The sequence below is a fragment of the Panacagrimonas sp. genome (genome assembly GCF_965216805.1).
Taxonomy (GTDB): Bacteria; Pseudomonadota; Gammaproteobacteria; order Nevskiales; family Nevskiaceae; genus Panacagrimonas.
Window position 1 is genome coordinate 1,807,584 of the sequence record NZ_CBDCGN010000002.1, and the last position, 17,489, is coordinate 1,825,072.

Below are 17,489 nucleotides of genomic sequence, written 5' to 3' on the forward strand. Positions count from 1 at the left end.
CCGACACCCGCACCGCCGGCAAGGTCGGCGCATTGCTGCCCGGCATCGCCACGGAGCTGAGCACGTACTTGCCATCGCCCCGACTCACGGCCTGCAAGTCGCTGCCCGCGAGCAAGGCAGCGAAGCCTTCCGCCACCGCGTAGCGCCCGCGCAGGCCGGGCGAAGTCCTGCCCGCGGTCTGCGCGGGCTCGAAGCTCAAGGTCAGTCCGGCGGCAGCGGCAAATTGGCTGAGCGCGGCGTCCAGCGGGCCGGCAGGAATGGCGTATTCATCTGGCGAAACCTGCGTGGCCTGGGCGGCCACAGCGATCGGGTAAAGCGGCGCGGCCATCAGGCAGGCGGCGAGCAGGGTGTGAGGGCCAAGCGGCGAAGGAGAGGACGGCATGGAGAATCCCGGATCGAATCGTGAATCGGTCTGGCTGGGCGCGCGCGCCTGGCTCCTGACTGCTACAGCCGAACGAAACGGGAAATCGGCAACCCGCTCAGGCTGCGGGCTGCCTGGGCCAGTAGCACACCTCGGGCAGGCCATCGAAATCTGCATCCTGGGTCCAGACCACCGCGCGATGCTGCTGGGCCGTGGCGTAGACCACGCTGTCGGCCAGCGGAAGCTTGTGCCGTCGCCCGAGCGCGGCGGCGGACAAAGCGAGTGCGGCGTCCAGGTCGATCACCTGGCCTTGCTGCATCAGCGCCACGCATTGCAGGGCGGGGCCTTCGCCGCGCTGGGCGGCAACGCGCTTGAAGACTTCCAGCAGGGTGATGCTGGGCACGATCAGCTTGGCGGGGCGCTCGATGGGCTCCGCGAAGTGCGCGGCATTGGGGCCATCCGCAAAGTATTCCAGCCAGGCAGAGGAATCGACGACGTTCACGCGCGATCCGCGTCGCGCTCGACCTCGGTGTCGATGCCGCGCAGGCTGCCGCGCAGTTGTCGCGCGGTGCGCTGCGGGATGAACTCGATGCGGTCGTCGTACTGCACCACTTGCAGCTTCTGGCCCGGTGAGAGCTTCAGCGCCTCGCGCACGGCTTGCGGTATGACGACCTGGAATTTCGGCGAGAGGGTAACGGCGTTCATGGCGACTCCGGTATCGATGCAGTTATCGTAATACGATATCGCTATCGATGCGGCGCTGCCGCGATCAGCCCTCGCGTGCCACCGCCCGCACCCAGTAGCCCGACACCCGATGCAGGCGCAGGGGCAAGGTGGCGGCGAGGTTATCGAGCGCGGCGTCGGTATCGTCGAGGCGAAACGCACCGGACACGCGCAGGTGCGAAACGGCCGGATCGCAGCCGAGGTAGCCGCGACGATGACGCGCGAGTTCGGTGATGAAGTCGTCGAGCCGCCAGTCGAGCGCGATCAGTGCGCCGCGCGTCCAGGCCTCTGCGTTCGCGTTGAGCGACTCCGCGAAGCCGATGCCACTTGCGTCGAAGCGCGCTTGCTCGCCGGCTTCGAGTCGCAGCACGCGGGCCGAATCACGCGGCTGAAGTTCCACCGCGTGTTCGAGCACGGCGACGCGCACCGCGTCGCTGTCCGCGCGCACGCTGAAGCGGGTGCCCAGCGCGCGGATGCGACCCTGCTCGGTGTCCACGACAAACGGGCGGGCCAGCAGATCGGACGCGGTCTTCACCAGGATCTCGCCGTGACGCAGGCGCAAGCGGCGCTGCTGTGCGTCGTAGGCAATGTCGAGCGCGGTCGCGGTATTCAGATGCACGAGGCTGCCGTCGTCGAGATGCAGTTCGCGGCGCTCGCCGGTGGCGGTGGCCACATCGGCCAACGCGCGCTGCGCGGTCTGGGTACGTGATGCAGTCCAGGCCAGCGGCCCGGCACCGAGCAGGACAACGAGCGCACGGAACGCGGCGCGGCGACCGGCGTCGGCACCGCGCAAGGTGGGTAGCGCGATGCGTGCGGGCAGATCGTGCAGTTGCTGTTCGAGTTGCTGCACGCGTTCCCAGGCCGCGCGATGCGATGGGTTGGCGGCCAGCCAGCACTGCCAGCCGTCGCGATCCGCGGGCGAGGCATCGGTTGCCTGCAACTGCACGTACCAGCGCGCAGCGGCTTCGAGGGTGGTGGCGTCAGGCTTCATGCTTCAAGCGCCTCAGCCTTCGGCGATCACGAGGCACTGCGTCAGCGCGCGCACCAGATGCTTCTTCACCGTGGTGACGGATACGCCGAGCCGCGCACCGATCGCGGGGTAGGTCAGCCCCTCGAACTGCGCCATCAGGAAAATCTGCTGCGTGCGTTCGGGTAGGGCGTTCAGCATCGCGTCGATGGACTGCAGGGTTTCGAGCAGGACCACGCGTTCCTCGGTGGACAGCTCGGTAGCCTCGGGACGCGCGGCGAGCGCTTCGAGGTAGGCCTGTTCCAGCGCGCGGCGTCGATAGAAATCCACGGTAAGGCCGTGCGCGATTCGGCCCAGGTAGTCGCGCGGGCTGCGCAATTCCGCGACCGCCTGCTTGGACGCCAGCACGCGCACGAAAGTGTCCTGCGCCAGGTCTGCCGCCTGTTGCGAGCAGCCGGTCCGGCGGCGCAGAAAGCTCTGCAACCAGCCGAGGTGATCGCTGTAAAGCGCCCGAAGATCGTGCGAGGAAACTGCTTGTGCCGACGCCATGGATGCCCCGAATCTGCGGGCGCAGAAGCGCGCTGAATACAGATGAGAATTAATCGCATATTAGTGTCGTGACGATTGGGGGATCAAGCCCTTGCAAAAGCCCATGCGACCTCGCCGACCACATCGCCCGCTGCGATTCGCTGCAACGCTACCCGCATGACCGCACGCGCTGTTCCCATCCAGACCGTCCAGTCGCTCTATCGCGCCCGTCAGGGCTGGCGGCAGAGCGGGCTGTGCTGCTCGCCCCCGGCATTGAGGCTGCGCAACGACGGCGTCGTCGTTGTGCACGACGGCACCGGCCATTCGGCGAATGCGCTCCGACGAAGTGGCGAGCGCAGTCAGGTGCAGCATCAAGGCGTCGACGAGGCGGTGACGGCCTTGGCCGACGTAGCCGCAGTCCACCGATCGAACAGCCCCGCGATCGTGGCGTCGTCCACCGTTCGGCCTTCTTGTACGCCCGCGGCCAGCACAAACAGCGGCGCGATCAGCGCCATGCCATCCACCGACGTTTTCAAGCGGATGCCAGCGCCCGCTGCGATGCGCCGATCCCACTGTGCGCGCACGCGCGCCCAGAAGTTTTGCGTATCGCTCCAGTACGTGGTGGCCGGCGAGAAGTCGAAGCCGGCGATGCGGCGGTAATCGTTGAATCCGAACTCGCGCACCAGTGTGCGCGCAGTGCGTTCGCCGTCGCGCACGGTCTTGGTGTGGTCCTGTTCGTGCGTCCAGCCGGCGGGCGTCAGGGTGTGGCGGTTCTCCACGTTGAGCGCGTTGTAGTCGTTGCGTGTGGTGTACTCGCGCCGCGGCAGCGGACGCCAGCTACGGTCCGAGGTCCAGGTCGCCACGCCGTAGCGATGGTTCCACTTGCCGGTGCCGCAGTAGCGCGGCGCATCGCTGACCTCGTACACGCACTGGGTCCAGGCGCCGCGCGACTGTTCGGCGCTCAGGGGTTTGCTGCGCCAGGTCTGGTCTTCGCTGAATTCCAGCCGTGTCGGCGCCTCGTAATGCCAGTCCTGCCGCCAGTGCTTGGTGACGTGACTGCCGTCCTCGGACACCAGCAGGTGCTGCAGCACAATGCGCGGGCCCGTGTCTTCCACCAGCAGCACGGTCTCGTAGGCGCCAACCGTTTTACCCTTCCGACGCTCGTAGTCGGGCGCCAGCACCACGGTCTCGGCGAAATCGAAGCTCACCGCGAACTCGCCCAGCATGCCGAGAATCGCGAGCCGGTCCTTCTCCATGGCATCCGAAGCGGCCGCGATGGCAGCTAGATAACCCGCATCCGGCGTCGGAACGATGCCGGACGGCGCTGGGACCGGCTGCGGAGCTTGGTTCGTGGCGGGCGTCGCTGCGCAGGCCGCGAGCGCGACGCCGGCCAGGGTCATCACGAAAGCAAGACTGAAGCGCACGGCGGTTCTCCGTTGACCTCATCGATGCGACCGGCCCCGCGTCGGACCGACGCCGGTGTCGCCGTTGGCTGCAACAGGGTTTCCACGGCGCGGGTTTCCGCTGGGCGCATGCGCAAGCCCGGCCCGCTGCTCGCATCCGCTGACGGAGATGCACCGCGGATCGCGCCATCGGCCTGCATCCTGGGGCAGGCGCTGCAGGTCCGGGTGCAGGAAGCTGCTGCGCGCTGCGACGGAGACGGCAAGGGCGTACACATGGCGTCAGGCTCCGCTGGACGGGGTGACGGCGGGAATAAAAATCGCCCCGGCCCGGTGTGGGCCGGAACGCAAGGACGTACCGGGAACCCTCAGGAGGCGATTTGTCGCCGGCACGGTTGGGAGCGGGTTCAGGCGCGTGCGCGAGCGCCGGTTTCGATGCGCGTCTGCTGGGGACGGTACGCAAAGCCAGGGGGGCAGCGGCATCGCGGGGCTCCGGAAGAGCGGCTGGCGATGGCTGGCCGGTGGTAGGCCTGAAAGCGGCCGATCAAATAAGATTAATTATCATTTAATAGAAGATCAAATGACGGAGTCCGCCAGCGTGTCCCAGCGCAGCATCGCCGACCGTGCCGACCGCTTCAGAAGCGCATTTCGACCCCGATCGATACCGTGCGCGGTGCACCGGCGATGAGCTGCCCGAAGTTGCTGGTGGAGAAGTAGCGCTCGTCGAATACGTTGTCGACGCCGCCGCGGAAGGTGACGCCGCGCAGCAAGGCGCTGGCGGCCACGGCGGTGTCGTAGCGAAAGCCCAGCGCGACCACGTCGAAGGCGTCGGCACGTTCGAACAGGTGGGCGTTGTCGAGCGGACGGTCACCGGTGTAGGCCCAGTTGCCGGTGAACGTCCAGCCGGGCAGGGCCAGCGGCGCATACTCGGTGGTGAGAGTGGCGCGGTGTTCCGGCACGCTGGTGGGGCGGTTGCCCTCGGTGGCGGGATTGCCGGTTCGATCGAGCTCGGCGTCCAGCCACAGCGCGCTGCTCAACACCGTCCAGCTCGGCGTGAGCTGTGCGGTCAAGCTCAGTTCGACGCCGCGATGAACCTGATTGCCCTCCTGCACGAAAGTGTTGCTGGCGTCGATGAAATTGGACGGGCGCTCGATCTGGAACAGCGACAGCTCACCCTGGATCGCCGACGTGACCATGGCCTTGAGCCCGGCTTCCCATTGTTCGCTCACCAGCGGCGGTTGTACTTCGCCGGCGTTGGTGACCGGCAGGCCGTTGGCGGTCTGCGGTGCGGTGCCGCCGTTTTCCAGGCCTTCGATGTAGCTCAGGTAGGTCGAGATGCTCGGCGCGGGCTTGAACACCAGCGCAGCGTTGGGCGTGAAACGCGACTTGTCGTAGCGCGCGGATTCGGCGCCGGCGGCGTTGACCGAGCGCTGTTCGAGCGTCGCGTAGCGGCCGCCCAGGTGCACCTGCCAGACTTCCGACAGCGCCACCACATCCTGCAGGAACCAGCCGGTGTCATCGATGGTGAAGCCGGCCTGCGACGGTGTCAGCACCGGCTGGGGATCGGGGATGGCGACCGGGTTGTAGAGATTGCTCATGCCGATCTCGCCGGAGAACGAATCGCCGAAATTCGCCTCGGTCTTCTGCGCGGCGTAGCCGGCGACCAGTTCGTGTGCGATGCCACCGGTCTGCAGTCGGCCCTGGATCATCGGACGCAGCGCGCGCGACTCGCGATCGGTGTTGTCCGAGATGAAGGCCGAGACGGTGGCATCGCCGTTGTCCTGGATACGCGTCATCGAGGCTTCGTTGAACGGATGCTCGGTGCGATTCCAGTTGGCCTCCAGCACCAGATTCCAGTCGGTGCCGAGCGCGTGCTGGAGGCGGCTCGCCACGGTGCTGTGGTCGGTGTCGTAGTTGGCCCAGGACTGGCCGATGAAGGTGCGCGGGTCGAAATTGCGCGGAATGCGGCCGTTGACGTCCGGCCGGAAGCTCACCTGCAGCACCTGGTCGCGCTGCTGATGTTCGGCGTCCAGGCTCAGCAGGGTGCCGGTTGCCAGCCGCCAGTCGGCGGCCAGGCTGGCGAATTGCCGGTTGCCGTTGGCAGGTTCGACGTAAGAATGCAGCTCCTCGACCGCCGCGTTGACGCGAATCCCCACCGCGCCGTCGGCGAACCGGCGACTGAGATCGATGTGCGACAGCGCGCTGCCGTACTGGTCGAAGCCCAGGTGCAGGTCGGTGATCGGCGCCTCGCCCGGGCGCTTGGTGACGTAGTTGACGATGCCGCTGGGCGCGGCGAACCCGGCTTCGAAGGCGGCCAGGCCCTTGAGGATTTCAACCCGCTCCTTGTTCTCCAGCGGGGTGAGCTGCTGGCGCAGAAAGGTCAGGCCGTTGTAGCGGTAATTCTGGCCGTCGGCGACGTCGAAGCCGCGAATCTCGGTGCGCGCGTGAAAGCCGGGCTGCCGGTACGAGGCGGTGACGCTGGCGTCGAGTCGTCCCAGGGTCTCGATGTCCTTGGCAAGCTGATTGGCCAGCAGTTCGGCGGATACCACGCGCAGCGAACGCGGCGTGTCCAGCAAGGGGCGCGAGGTGAACCCCGCCAGCGCCGAATCGCTGACGCGATAGGCGTCGTCGGCGGACCCGGTTTCGACCGTATCCACCACCTTCACCGTCGCCAGCACCGGCGCGGCAGTCGACGAGACCGGCACCGACTTGAGCGTGTAGGCCCCGTCGCCGCGGTGGTCGAGTCCGTAGCCGCTGCCCTGCAGCAGGCGTGCAAAGCCGGCCTGGGGGCTGAAGTCGCCGATCAGCCCCGGACTTTGCACACCCTCGAGCAGACCGGGATCGAACGAGAGGCGCACGCCCGACTCGGCTGCGAACTGCGCCAGCACGTCGGCCAGCTTGCCGGCGGCGATGTTGTAGCTGCGCCAGGGGCCAGAGCCGTCCGGCGCAACTGCGGTTTGTGCCGGCGCCGTAGCGGGTGACAGCAGTGCGACAGCACCTGCCGCCAGCGCGCCGGCCAGTAACCACGAGGAGGCAGATTGAACGGGCCTTGCCGTGCTGCGCGCCGCAAAGCCGTGGATGAAACCGGTCATGAAGTTCCCTGGTTCGTGAAAGACGGGTCGGGACGCGCCCGGCGCGTTCCTTACCTGTTCAACGAGCGAGCGGACAAAACAGGCCAGGCCGGCGAGGTGATCGGCTGTCGATCAGCCGCGCGGCTCCACCGTGACCCACCAGCGGCTGCTGCGGCCGATATCCACCGGCAGGGTCTTGCGCAGCAGGTCCAGGCTGGCATCGGTATCGCGCAGCGGGAATGCCCCGGAAACGCGGAGCTGGCCAACGGCGGGGTGACAGCGCAGGCGGCCAGGCCGGTAGCGGTTCAGCTCGGCGATCAGCGCATGCAAGGGCAGATCGCGCGCCACCAGCATGCCCTGGGTCCAGGCGGATTCGCCGGGATGAACCGGCTGCAAGGATATCGCGCTCTGACTGCCGAAACGGGCCTGCTCGCCGGCGTTCAGGCGCAGCGCCGGACGGTCGGGCGATCGCACCTCCACCGCATGTTCGAACACCGCGACGTGGGTGGTCTCCGAATCCAGACGCCGCACCGAGAATCGGGTGCCGAGCGCCTGCACGGTGACCCCGGAGCTGCTCACCAGGAAGGGCCTGCCACTGGCGTCGGTGGCCGTGGTGACGAACACCTCGCCGGCATGCAGGAACAGGCGGCGTTCGCTGGCGGTGTAGCGCAGATCGAGCGCGCTGCCGGTGTTGAGCACCAAGCTGCTGCCGTCCGGCAGCGAGCGGGTGACCTGTTCGCCGGTCGCCGTGCGCAGGTCCGCGAACTGCGTCTGCCAGGGCGCTTGGCGTGCGGCGATCCACACCGCGGCCGGGGTCACCGCAACCATCGCCATGGCCTTGACGATCTGGCGGCGGCTCGCGTCCGGCAGGCGTCCGGCAACGGCGCGGGTCAGCGGTGCGGGGACGGCGGCGAAGGTGGCGAGCACGCGTTCGGCGCGCTGCCAGGCTTCGGCGTGGGCACGGGATCGCTGCTGCCAGTGCCGCCACTGCGCCGCCTCGTCATCGCCGAGCGGACCCTCCTGGCGGCGCATGACCCAGTCGGCCGCTTCGGACAGCAACTCGGCGTCGACCGCGGTGGGGCCGGGTGCGTCCGTCATACGGCGGCCATGCACGCCACCAGAGCGCGATGCACGTGACGCTTGACGGTGGTCAACGACACGCCGCGGGCGTTGGCGATCTGCTGGTAGGTGAGACCGTCCAGTTGCGAGGCCAGAAAGATCTCGCGGGTGGCGACCGGGAGCGCGCGCAGCAGTGCATCGATGCGCAACAGGGCCTCGACGATGAGGTACTGCGTCTCCAGACAGGGCGCTTGCGGTTCGGGCAGGGCCGTCAGCGCTTCCAGATAGGCGCGTTCGATCAGGCGGCGGCGGTGCAGGTCGATCAGCAGATTGCGCGCAACCCGGGTGAGGTAGGCCCGCGGCTGATCGGCGGGCAGCGTCTGCCCGCTGCCGAGCACGCGCAGAAAGGTGTCCTGCGCCAGATCGGCGGCATCGGCGGCGTGGCCCATGCGGCCGCGCAACCAGGTTTTGAGCCAGCCGTGGTGTTCGGCGTAGAGCTGATCGAGCCGATGCGACCCCGGCGCGACGGAGTTGAAAGTGGACATGGGCAATAGGCGTGTCGGGTGGCACAGGAACGCTAGAAATCCATGCTCACGCTGGTGGCGACGCTCAGAGGGCCGCCCACCACCAGATAGCCGTTGCCCGGAAAGCCGCCCACCGAGGCCCAGTAGTCTTCGTCGAAGACGTTGTCGATACGGGCGCGGAAGCTGACCAGCTTGCCGGCGATTTCGGTGAGGTAGCGGCCGCCCAGGTCCAGCCGCGTCCAGTCGTCCACCTTCAGGGTGTTGATGGCGTCGGCGTAACGCGTGCCGGTATGGACCACGCGCGCGTCCAGCGACAGGCCCGGCACCGCGGGCACCATCAGCTCCGATCCGAAACTGGCCTGAAAGCGGGGAACACCGATGACGCGCTCGCCTTCGGTGGTGGTGTCGCCGGTGGCACGTTGTTCGGCATCCAGCAGGGTCACCCCGCCCAACACCCGCACCCGCGACGTCGCCATGCCGTAGGCGGACAGCTCGACGCCGCGATGTCGGTCCTCGCCCTCGTCGGTGAAGCGGCCGTCCACCAGCAGTTGCCGTGGACGGTCGGTGGCGAATACCGCCACGCCCAGGCCCAGTCGCTGGGTCTCGAACTTGGCGCCGATCTCCTGCTGCTGCGACACATAGGGTTCCAGCATCTCGCCGGCATTGGCGACGGGCTGCCCGTCCGGCGTCGTCTGCGGCGCGGTTTCGCCCTGGGTCAGGCCCTCGACGTAGTTGGTGTACAGCGACAGCCGCGGGGTGAGGCGGTACACCACGCCGAGGCTGGGGCTCAGACGCTCGTCGTCGTACTTGGGCGCAGCTGCTCCGGTGTCGTAGGCGAAGTTCTCGATCTTCAGGCGCTGCAGTCTCGCGCCCAGGGTCAGCAACAGGCGCTCGTCGAGCAGGGACAGGGTGTCGCCCACCGCCAGGCTGCTCAGGCTGGTGCGCGCGGTGAGCCGCGGGTTGGACAGCTCGTTGCCGCTGAACCCGGTCCCGCCGAACGGCGGTAGAGGATAGGCCGTGGGCCGGTACAGATTGGTGGCCAGGGTGTTGAAGAAATCCCACTCGTAGGCGTTGTCGTTCTCCGATCTGAACCACGCTGCGGCGATCACCCATTGGTGGCCGATCGCGCCGGTCCGGAAGCTGCCGCGCAAGCCCAACTCGCCGGTGTCGACCCGGTCTTCGCGTGCGTTGTCGAAGCGCGAGGTGTTGCCGTCGCCGGTCTGTGCATTGGTCACCGTCAAATTGGCCAGCGAGTTGGCTTCCTCGCTGCGGCGCAGGCCGTAGGCCGCCCAGGCCGTCGCCGCCGGATGCAGGTCGTACTCGCCGCGAAAGGTGCCGAACAGGTCTTCTTCGTCCGAATAGGACCAGGGCTGCGCGAAATTGCCGCCAGCGTCGGGGGCGTCCGGCACCGCCGTCACGCCGCTGAGGCTGACGTTGGTGCGCGTCTGGTCAAGCTGGTTGTCCTGCCAGCCAAGGTCAGCCGACAGGCGCAGGCGGTCGCCGCGCCAGTCGGCGCCCAGCGACACCAGACCGAGCTTGGCCGACTCGTCGTCCACCGCGGTGTCGCCGTCGCGATAGGCGGCGTTGAGGCGCAGACCCAGCCGTTGCTCGGGGCCGAAGCGCCGGCCAATGTCCACCGCGGTGCTGCCGAAGCCGCCGCTGCCGGTGCCGGCGGTCACGCGCGTCAGCGCTTCGTTGGGCGCGCGCTTGGGCAGCAGGTTGATGGCGCCGCCCAGGCCGCCGCCGCCGGGGTTGGCGCCGGTCAGAAACGCTGAGGCGCCGCGCAGCACTTCGACGCGTTCGAACAGTTCGGTGGCGATGTACTGGCGCGGCAGCAGGCTGTAGAGGCCGTTGAAGGCGACATCGTCGGAGCCGAGGATGAAGCCGCGGATGAAGTACGACTCCTGGAAATTGCCGAAGCCGCGCGCCACGCGCACGGTGGGATCGTTCTGCAGCACGTCGCCGACGCTGCGCGCCTGCTGGTCCTGAATCAGCTCGTTGGTGTAACTGGTGATGGAAAACGGCGTTTCCAGATGATCGCGCGTGCCCAGGATGCCGGCGCGGCCGCCCTGCGCGACCTGTCCGCCTGCGAATGCCGGCGACAGGCCTTCTTCGGAGGCGTCGGCGCTGGCGTTGACGACGATGGTGGGCAGGTGCTCGCCGCGCGCGTCGGGGCCAGCGGCCGGCTCGGCGGACGTATCGTCGCCGGGTTGCGGCGAGTCCGCCGCTTGCTGCGCGGGCGCCGCCAGGCTGGCGCAAGCCAGGGCGGCGAACAGCAGGACTTTAAGAGGGGCGGGTGGCATCGAGTGGTGGACGGATGTGGGGAAGGAGGGTTGGAAGAACGCTGCGACCGGGATGTCGCATCAGGATTCGCCGCGGGCGCGCTCCAGCAGGCGCAAGCGCCCAGGGTCGTCGCGAAACGCGCGCCGAAAATCCGTGCAGAAGGTTCGTTCCTGGGCGTAGCCCACCATCAGCGCGGCGTCGTGTGCACTGCGACCGTCGGCGAGCAGGCGCGCCGCTTCGCGCGCGCGGACCTCGCGCAGATGGTGGAGCGGGGGCGCGCCGTAGGCGTCCTCGTAGGCCTGCTGAAAGGCGAATCGCGGCAGGCGTACGCGGCGCGCCAGTCGTTGCAGGGTCAGGGGCGTGGCGTATTCGCGTTCGATGATCTTGCGCGCTTCGCGCAGCCGCGCGCCGACCAGGCCGCGCGGCGCGCCGTCGGCATCCACGCTCACCACGAACGTCCACTGTCGGAGCGCGGACGGGTCGCCGGGAACAGCACGAACACGATGCCGAAGCAGATCAGCAGGTCCAACACCAGAAAGGTCAGAATCATCATGGCGTGGCCTCCGGCTCAGTGCAGTTGCGCGGCGGTACGCCGCGAGCGGTCGTGCAGATAGCCGTCGGCTGCGGCATGGGCGCGCAGCCAGCGCCCCACATCCTGCGGCGAGTCGGCCACGCCGAGCAGACCCGGGACCGACTCCAGGCATGGCCCGGCGGTGCGCCCATAGCCCAGCGCCAGCGCGGGCACGCCGATCCGCTGTGCGGTGTACAGCTCCGGCAGATGGTCGCTGAGCAGCAGGTGCCGGTGCGCAGGTGCGACGCGTCCGCAGATGAAGTTTTCGAACAGCGGCGAGCGGGCGCAGGGGCAGATGCTCTGCGGCGGCGTGTAGACCGTGGTGAGCAACTGGGCCAGCCCGCGCCGGTGAACCAGTGCGGTGGCCGCCTGGGGTCCGTAAGTGGAGACGTAGTGCAGATTCGCGTTCATCGCAGCCAGGGTTCGCATCAGGCTGGCGGCGCCTGGCAGCAGGGGGGCGCGGAAGCGGCTCTCCTGTTCGTAGACGCGCCAGTAGTGCTCGACCAGCTCCGCGATCATGCCGGCATCGTCGCAGCCGGCGATTTCGCCGATGAGGTCGGCCAGCGAGCGCGAACGCAACTGCGCCAGCGTCAGCCTGATGGTGCCGCGGCGATTGCGCAGGCGCGCAACGCTGTGCAGCGCATGGCGCACACCGGCAGCCGTGTCGACCAGCAGCGAGTCGATGTCGATCACGATCTGTAGCGAGGACGATGCAGCGGGGGCGGGCGGGGCGGTGTAGGGCACGGCAGGCTCCGGTGGACTAGAAAGGGAGCTGGCGTGGTGAAAACCGCTGGCAAATTGATGTTAATGCGAATCAATATCAATTACAAGCGAGCGATGGTGGGTGCAGTTCGTTGCGGCAGGTGCGGGGGATATCGGGGCGACCGATGCCGTCATCCTGCGCCGCCCGGGATTGCCGTCCGGCGGCCCCGCGCGACCCCGGATTCCAGGTCGCGCGGGCCACGGGCTTAAGGCGTCACAGCGTGTACTTCACGCTCAGCAGCATCGCCGTCGGCGAACCGAACTGGGCGTAGGCGCCACGGCGGTCGGCACCTTCGATGTAGTGCTCGTCGGTGAGGTTGCGCACCAGCAGATTGATCTCCACGTCCTTGAAGCCCTTGTAGAACGCGTGCAGGTCCAGGCGCTCGTAGCCGGGAATGGTGCCGGTCTGGAAGGTGCTGACGCCGCGATCGTCGATGGCGTAGGCGGTGAGGCCGGCGCCCAGGCCGCGCAGCGGCCCGGCCTGGACCGCATAGGCGTTGTAGAAGCCCACCTGCCAATCGGCGGTGCCGCCGGGCTGGTTGCCGAAGAAGGGATCGTCCGGGTCCTTGAACTCGGAATCCACCCGACTGAGCGCCAGGCTCAGATCCCAGCCCGGAACCGGACGCCCGTTGACCTCCACCTCGAATCCCTCCGAGCGCTGCAGTCCGCTGGAAACCGAGTAGGGGTCCTCGCCGGGCGGCAGGTCGACGCCGACCGGCACGTCTTCGCGGTCGATGCGGTAGAGCGCGGTGCTCAGCCCCAGGCGGCCGTCGAACCATTCGGTCTTGGCGCCGACTTCGAAGATCTCGCCGGTCTCGGGGTCGAGCAGTTCGCCGTTGATGTCGGTGTCGAACAGCACCGGCTGGAACGACTGCGCATACAGGGTGTACAGCGAAACCTGGCGATTCAGATCCCAGGTCAGTCCGATGCGGCCGGTGACGTCGTCGACGCGGTCGCTGTCCTTGACGTCGCCATCGAACGAGCGCAACTGCACGTCGTCGTAGCGCGCCCCCACCAGCACCTTGAGCCGCTGTGTGGCCTGGATCTGCGCCTGTGCAAACGCGCCGCTGCTGCGCGGATCGCCGCCGAAGGTGGCGCCGGGGAACAGCTCGGGATCGGGCTGCGGAAATTCTCCGTCGTAGAGATTGGCGTCGGCGTAGCCGGTGTACATGCCGCGACGCGAATAGGCGTTATCGTTGTGATCGGCACCGAAGCTGGCCTTCACTGCCTTGCCGGCCACCTCGAAGCTGCCGGTCAGTTGCAGCTCGCCGGACCAGACGTCGCGATCGATCGCAAAGTCGTTGCCGAGCACCGAGGTGTCGCCGCGCCGCTCCACCACGTCCGCGGTGGTCGGGTCGTCGCCCTCGTCGCGAAAGCCGTAGACGTAGCCGTCGGTGTTCAACGGCGTGTCGATGTTGCTGGAACTCAGCCGCAAGGCGGCCAGCCAGCGGTCGCCCAGATCCTGTTCGAGCTGCGCGATCGCGGATTCGATCTTCCAGGTATAGGGCCGTTGCGGGACCACGCCGTTGTAGCGCCGCCGGCTGATGTCCGGCGCGTCGAATCCACCGGGTACGCCTTGCAGCGGCAGGCCGGTGTTGGGAACGATGTCCTCGCTCTGGTAATGCCCCATCAGCAGCAGGCGTGTGGAAGCGGTGAGATCGAAGTCGACGCTGGGTGCCAGCACCGTGCGCTGGGTTTCCGCGCCGCGCACGAAGGAGCCCGAGTCCTCGTAGGCCGCCACCAACCGGCCGCGTGCCCGTTTCGAGGACAGCAACGGGCCGGTGACGTCGAGGTCGGCACGATAGGTGTCGAAACTGCCGGCGCTCAGTTCGAGTTCGGTGTGCGCGGTGGCCAGCGGTTTCTTGCGGACGCGGTTGATCAGGCCGCCGACGCTGCCGCGACCGTAGAGGACGGAGTTGGGGCCCTTGACCACCTCGATACGCTCGTAGATCGCCAGGTCCGGCACCGAAAAGAACGAGCCGCTGACGAAGCCGTCGTCGCGAAAGTCGTAGAGATCGTCGACTGCGATGCCGCGGATCGTGGTCTGGTTGAAGCCGAACGAGGGTTGCCCCGCAAACGGTCCGTTGCCGCTGTACTGGGTGACGCCGGCCGACAGCTCGAACGCCTGCTGCAGGCTGAACACCTGCCGATCATCCAGCGACTCGCGGGTGAGCACGCTGATCGACTGCGGTGTTTCGCGCAGGGTCAGCGGCAGTTTTCCGCTGACCTGATCGTCGGCCTTGAACCCAGCGTCCGGCCGGTGTCCCTCGACCCGAATGGTGTCGGGCTGGGCAGGGTCGTCGTCCTGCGGGGCGGCGGTCGGGGGCGTGGCCGCGGGGTCGCGATCGGCCGCACGGGCCGACAGCAGAAAACCGCCGACGGCGGCGGCAAACAGGGATTTCTTCCACATGTGACCAACTCCCGGGATTATCGATCTGGATGCCGGCTGCCGGTCGCGGGTGGCTGGCGATGAGGATGAGCATGGGTCGCCGCTACGCCGGTTCAACGCGCGGACCGAGCGACACCGGCGTCATGCCCCGCCGGCATCGGATGAGCCTGAAAAACCGCCGTCAGCCGCGGATTGCGCGAATGAACGCGGGTCAAGACATCAACAGGGCAGGGATCGCCGCCACGCCGATCCGGTGATCGCTTGGCCCCTTGCCAGCGGCGGATTTTCGATCCGTGCGGACCGTGGCAGATCCGTTTTTCGAAACTCGTAAAAAGTCGCGGTGCGCCGACCGGCGCGCCGCGCAGGAAAGGGCCGGTTGTTCTGCACACAAGCCCTCAGGAGTCGATGTGCATCCGACGGCCACCGCAGGCCGCATGCCTCACTTGTTCAGGATCAGCTTGTCCTGTCGCGTGAGCCGGAGTCGGTAGCATTCGCCGCGATGCTCGATCAGCAGCTCGTTGTGGCCGTCGCGAAACAGATCCACCGAGCGCAGCCGCTGGAGTTCTGCCGGGACGGAACGTCGGGGCGCTGCGGAGATTCCGAGTTGCGGAATGCGGTAGGTGCCGCTGGTGGGATGCATGTCGTTGTAGCTCATGGCCAGACTCTCCGGTGGACAAGCGGACGGGCTGGCGATGGCTGGCTCGACGGGAAGCGACCGGGTGCCGGGACGGACGATGGCGTCGCGGTCGGACTTCCTGGGTGACGATATTAAATAAGAATGATTAGCAAACGCAAATGCATCTGTGAAAACACACCGCGATGGTGCGTTTCACGTCCTGATCCAGCTCACCAGGGGCGCCAGCAGACGCGGCCGATAGGCGAGCAGCAGCGCCACCGCGGCGGCGGCAAGCGCCAACGCCATGATCCAGACCAGCGCCGCCATCGAGGCGTGATCCACCCGCAGGCAGATCGCCAGCGATGCCAGCAGCCCCAGCACGCCCAGCCCACGCAATGCGCTGGCAACCCGTGGCGACGGCGCGCCGCTGCCGCGTACCTGTCGCCAGTGCACGTCCATGGCCAGCGCCAGCCAGCCCAGACCGGCGCTGGCTGCGATCAGCGCGAGCGCGAGCAGCAGCGCATCAAGCACGCGCGGCCCCCAGCTCGCCCTCTTCGGTTGCCGCTGCGGGGTGCGTGCTCACGCCGCGTTCCGCACGTGACAGGCGTCGCGCGGCGAAGGCGGCGATTCCTGCGCCGGCGAGCAGGGTCAGGTCGATCCCCGCGACCGGCCAGTAACCCGCGCTGATCGTGCGGATGAGGTGATCGCCGGTGGTCACCGCGTTGAGCACCACGGCGAGCACCGCGAGCGCCGCAATCGCCCAGGCCTGTTCCCGCCAGGCGGGCGCAAGACGCGCGCGCGCAACCGGTGCGGTGCGCCACGCGGCGTGCAGGAAGGCGAGCGCCCAGGCGCTCCAGAACGCGGCCTCTTCCCAATAGTCGCGATCCGCAAGGTCCACCGGCAGCAGGCGGTTGAACACCAGCATCGCGAGCGTGGCGATGACCATGCCGGTGACGGTGGTGACGGCCAGCGCGTCCACCACGCGCGAGCCGCTGGCGCCCTTCAGGGCGTGCTGGCGCTTGCGCTTCTCGACGAAGAAGATGAAGCCGGTGGCAATGCACACCGCGCCCGCCATGCCGCCGAAGAAGTAGAACCAGCGCAGCAGCCAGTGGCGGAAATGCTGGAAGTGCAGACCTTCGACGAAACCCTCGATACTCTGCACCGCGGACTGCTGGGTCTCCTGGTGCAGCACTTCGCCGGTGCTGGCCTTGAAGAAGATCGGATGACCGAAGAAGTCCACGCGATCCGTGGTGGCGCGGTACACGCCGACATAGGCGTTGGCATCGCCGAAGTGCTCGATCTGGAAGAAACCAATCTCGGGCACCAGTCCCTGATCCGCCCGGCGCCGCTTGGCCTCCTCGAACATCGCGTCCACCGAGGCCATCGTCCCCGGCACGCCGGAAGGGTCATGCGGCAGGCCGTTGCGCTCGGCCTCGGATTCTTCGAAGGCCTTGGCAGTGTCGCGGAACACGGTGTCACCGACCGGCAGGTAGATGCCGGCAAAGATCACCAGCCCCGACAGCGCGAACATGAAATGGAACGGCAGCGCGACCACGCCGGTGAGGTTGTGCAGGTCCAGCGCGCTGCGCTGCGCGCGCTTGGCGGGGCGGAAGGTGAACAGCTCGCGGAAGATCTTGCGATGCATCACGACACCGGACACCAGCGCCGCCAGCATCACCAGCGCGGCCAGTCCCACGATCCAGTAACCCAGGCTCCGCCAGTGCAGATGCAGGCTGTAGTGCATGGGGTAGAAGAAATCGCTGCCGAGCTTGCGCGAGGTTTCCGGAATCTCCGCGCCGGTACGCGGGTCGATGGTCATCCAGCCGTGGACGTGCAGGTGCTCGTCCTTGGGGTCGATGGGCTGGTTGGGAATGCTGTACTCGCCGCCGATGCCGAGCACCGGATCGCGGTGCGTGGTGTAGGCGTAGACCGAGGCGAGCTTGAGCGTGTTCGGATCGGGAATGGTGCCGTGCACGCGCTGCTGCGTGGCGAGCATGTCATCCGGGTGCGGCCGCATCTGCAGGTAGATCGGCGCCAGCAGCTCATCGTACGAGGGCATCGGCTGCGCTTCGAAGCGCGTCTGCGGAATCGCCCAGCGGTCGATCTCACGATCGAACACTGACAGGCTGCCGAAGAAGAAACAGATCATCAGGACGAAGCCGAGCACCAGGCCGAACCAGGTGTGCAGCCAGGTCATCGAGAGTCGGAAGGACGAAAACATCAGGCTCTCCTCAA

Annotated in this window: 15 protein-coding genes and 1 pseudogene; all 16 read right to left on the bottom strand. The window is 67.7% G+C overall.

The window, feature by feature from the left end; translation table 11 throughout:
• Positions 1–64: 64 nt before the first annotated feature.
• Positions 65–538 (bottom strand): annotated as a pseudogene (locus tag ACOOHP_RS08610) (STN domain-containing protein); the annotation flags it as partial.
• A complete protein-coding gene (locus ACOOHP_RS08615) occupies positions 480–863 on the bottom strand; it encodes a type II toxin-antitoxin system VapC family toxin (protein ID WP_420466040.1) in 384 nt (127 codons plus the stop codon). The gene ACOOHP_RS08615 and the pseudogene ACOOHP_RS08610, both read right to left, overlap by 59 nt.
• On the bottom strand, positions 860–1,066 hold the full coding sequence (locus ACOOHP_RS08620) for an AbrB/MazE/SpoVT family DNA-binding domain-containing protein (RefSeq protein WP_420466041.1): 207 nt from the start codon (positions 1,064–1,066) through the stop codon (positions 860–862). Before ACOOHP_RS08620 ends, ACOOHP_RS08615 begins: the two co-directional genes overlap by 4 nt.
• Before the next feature lie 64 nt (positions 1,067–1,130).
• Complete coding sequence (locus ACOOHP_RS08625) at positions 1,131–2,075, bottom strand: FecR domain-containing protein (protein WP_420466042.1); 945 nt, start codon at positions 2,073–2,075, stop codon at positions 1,131–1,133.
• Positions 2,076–2,087: 12 nt separating this feature from the next.
• Entirely contained in the window at positions 2,088–2,600 is a 513-nt protein-coding gene (locus ACOOHP_RS08630; RefSeq protein ID WP_420466043.1) for a sigma-70 family RNA polymerase sigma factor, read from the bottom strand.
• A 350-nt stretch (positions 2,601–2,950) separates the two neighbouring features.
• Positions 2,951–4,003 carry a DUF6607 family protein gene (locus ACOOHP_RS08635; protein WP_420466044.1) on the bottom strand — a complete coding sequence of 351 codons (1,053 nt, stop codon included), beginning with the start codon at positions 4,001–4,003 and terminating at the stop codon, positions 2,951–2,953.
• A 611-nt stretch (positions 4,004–4,614) separates the two neighbouring features.
• Positions 4,615–7,071 carry a TonB-dependent siderophore receptor gene (locus tag ACOOHP_RS08640; protein ID WP_420466045.1) on the bottom strand — a complete coding sequence of 819 codons (2,457 nt, stop codon included), beginning with the start codon at positions 7,069–7,071 and terminating at the stop codon, positions 4,615–4,617.
• Positions 7,072–7,182: 111 nt separating this feature from the next.
• Entirely contained in the window at positions 7,183–8,148 is a 966-nt protein-coding gene (locus tag ACOOHP_RS08645) for a FecR domain-containing protein (RefSeq protein WP_420466046.1), read from the bottom strand.
• A complete protein-coding gene (locus ACOOHP_RS08650; RefSeq protein ID WP_420466047.1) occupies positions 8,145–8,654 on the bottom strand; it encodes a sigma-70 family RNA polymerase sigma factor in 510 nt (169 codons plus the stop codon). Before ACOOHP_RS08650 ends, ACOOHP_RS08645 begins: the two co-directional genes overlap by 4 nt.
• 32 nt (positions 8,655–8,686) lie before the next feature.
• Positions 8,687–10,936: a TonB-dependent receptor gene (locus ACOOHP_RS08655; protein ID WP_420466048.1), complete on the bottom strand. Its 2,250-nt coding sequence runs from the start codon at positions 10,934–10,936 to the stop codon at positions 8,687–8,689.
• 60 nt (positions 10,937–10,996) lie between these two features.
• Positions 10,997–11,365, bottom strand: a complete 369-nt coding sequence (locus ACOOHP_RS08660) for a helix-turn-helix domain-containing protein (protein ID WP_420466049.1) — start codon at positions 11,363–11,365, stop codon at positions 10,997–10,999.
• Positions 11,366–11,484: 119 nt separating this feature from the next.
• Positions 11,485–12,231: an HAD family hydrolase gene (locus tag ACOOHP_RS08665; RefSeq protein ID WP_420466050.1), complete on the bottom strand. Its 747-nt coding sequence runs from the start codon at positions 12,229–12,231 to the stop codon at positions 11,485–11,487.
• A 232-nt stretch (positions 12,232–12,463) separates the two neighbouring features.
• The gene (locus ACOOHP_RS08670; protein WP_420466051.1) at positions 12,464–14,659 is read right to left on the bottom strand and encodes a TonB-dependent siderophore receptor; all 2,196 of its coding nucleotides are present in this window, start codon (positions 14,657–14,659) and stop codon (positions 12,464–12,466) included.
• A 418-nt stretch (positions 14,660–15,077) separates the two neighbouring features.
• Positions 15,078–15,293 (bottom strand): hemin uptake protein HemP, encoded by a 216-nt coding sequence (gene hemP / locus ACOOHP_RS08675; protein WP_420466052.1) that lies wholly within the window; start codon positions 15,291–15,293, stop codon positions 15,078–15,080.
• Between the two features lie 174 nt (positions 15,294–15,467).
• Positions 15,468–15,785 (bottom strand): DUF3325 family protein, encoded by a 318-nt coding sequence (locus tag ACOOHP_RS08680; RefSeq protein WP_420466053.1) that lies wholly within the window; start codon positions 15,783–15,785, stop codon positions 15,468–15,470.
• On the bottom strand, positions 15,778–17,475 hold the full coding sequence (locus ACOOHP_RS08685; protein ID WP_420466054.1) for a PepSY-associated TM helix domain-containing protein: 1,698 nt from the start codon (positions 17,473–17,475) through the stop codon (positions 15,778–15,780). Before ACOOHP_RS08685 ends, ACOOHP_RS08680 begins: the two co-directional genes overlap by 8 nt.
• Between the last annotated feature and the right edge of the window lie 14 nt (positions 17,476–17,489).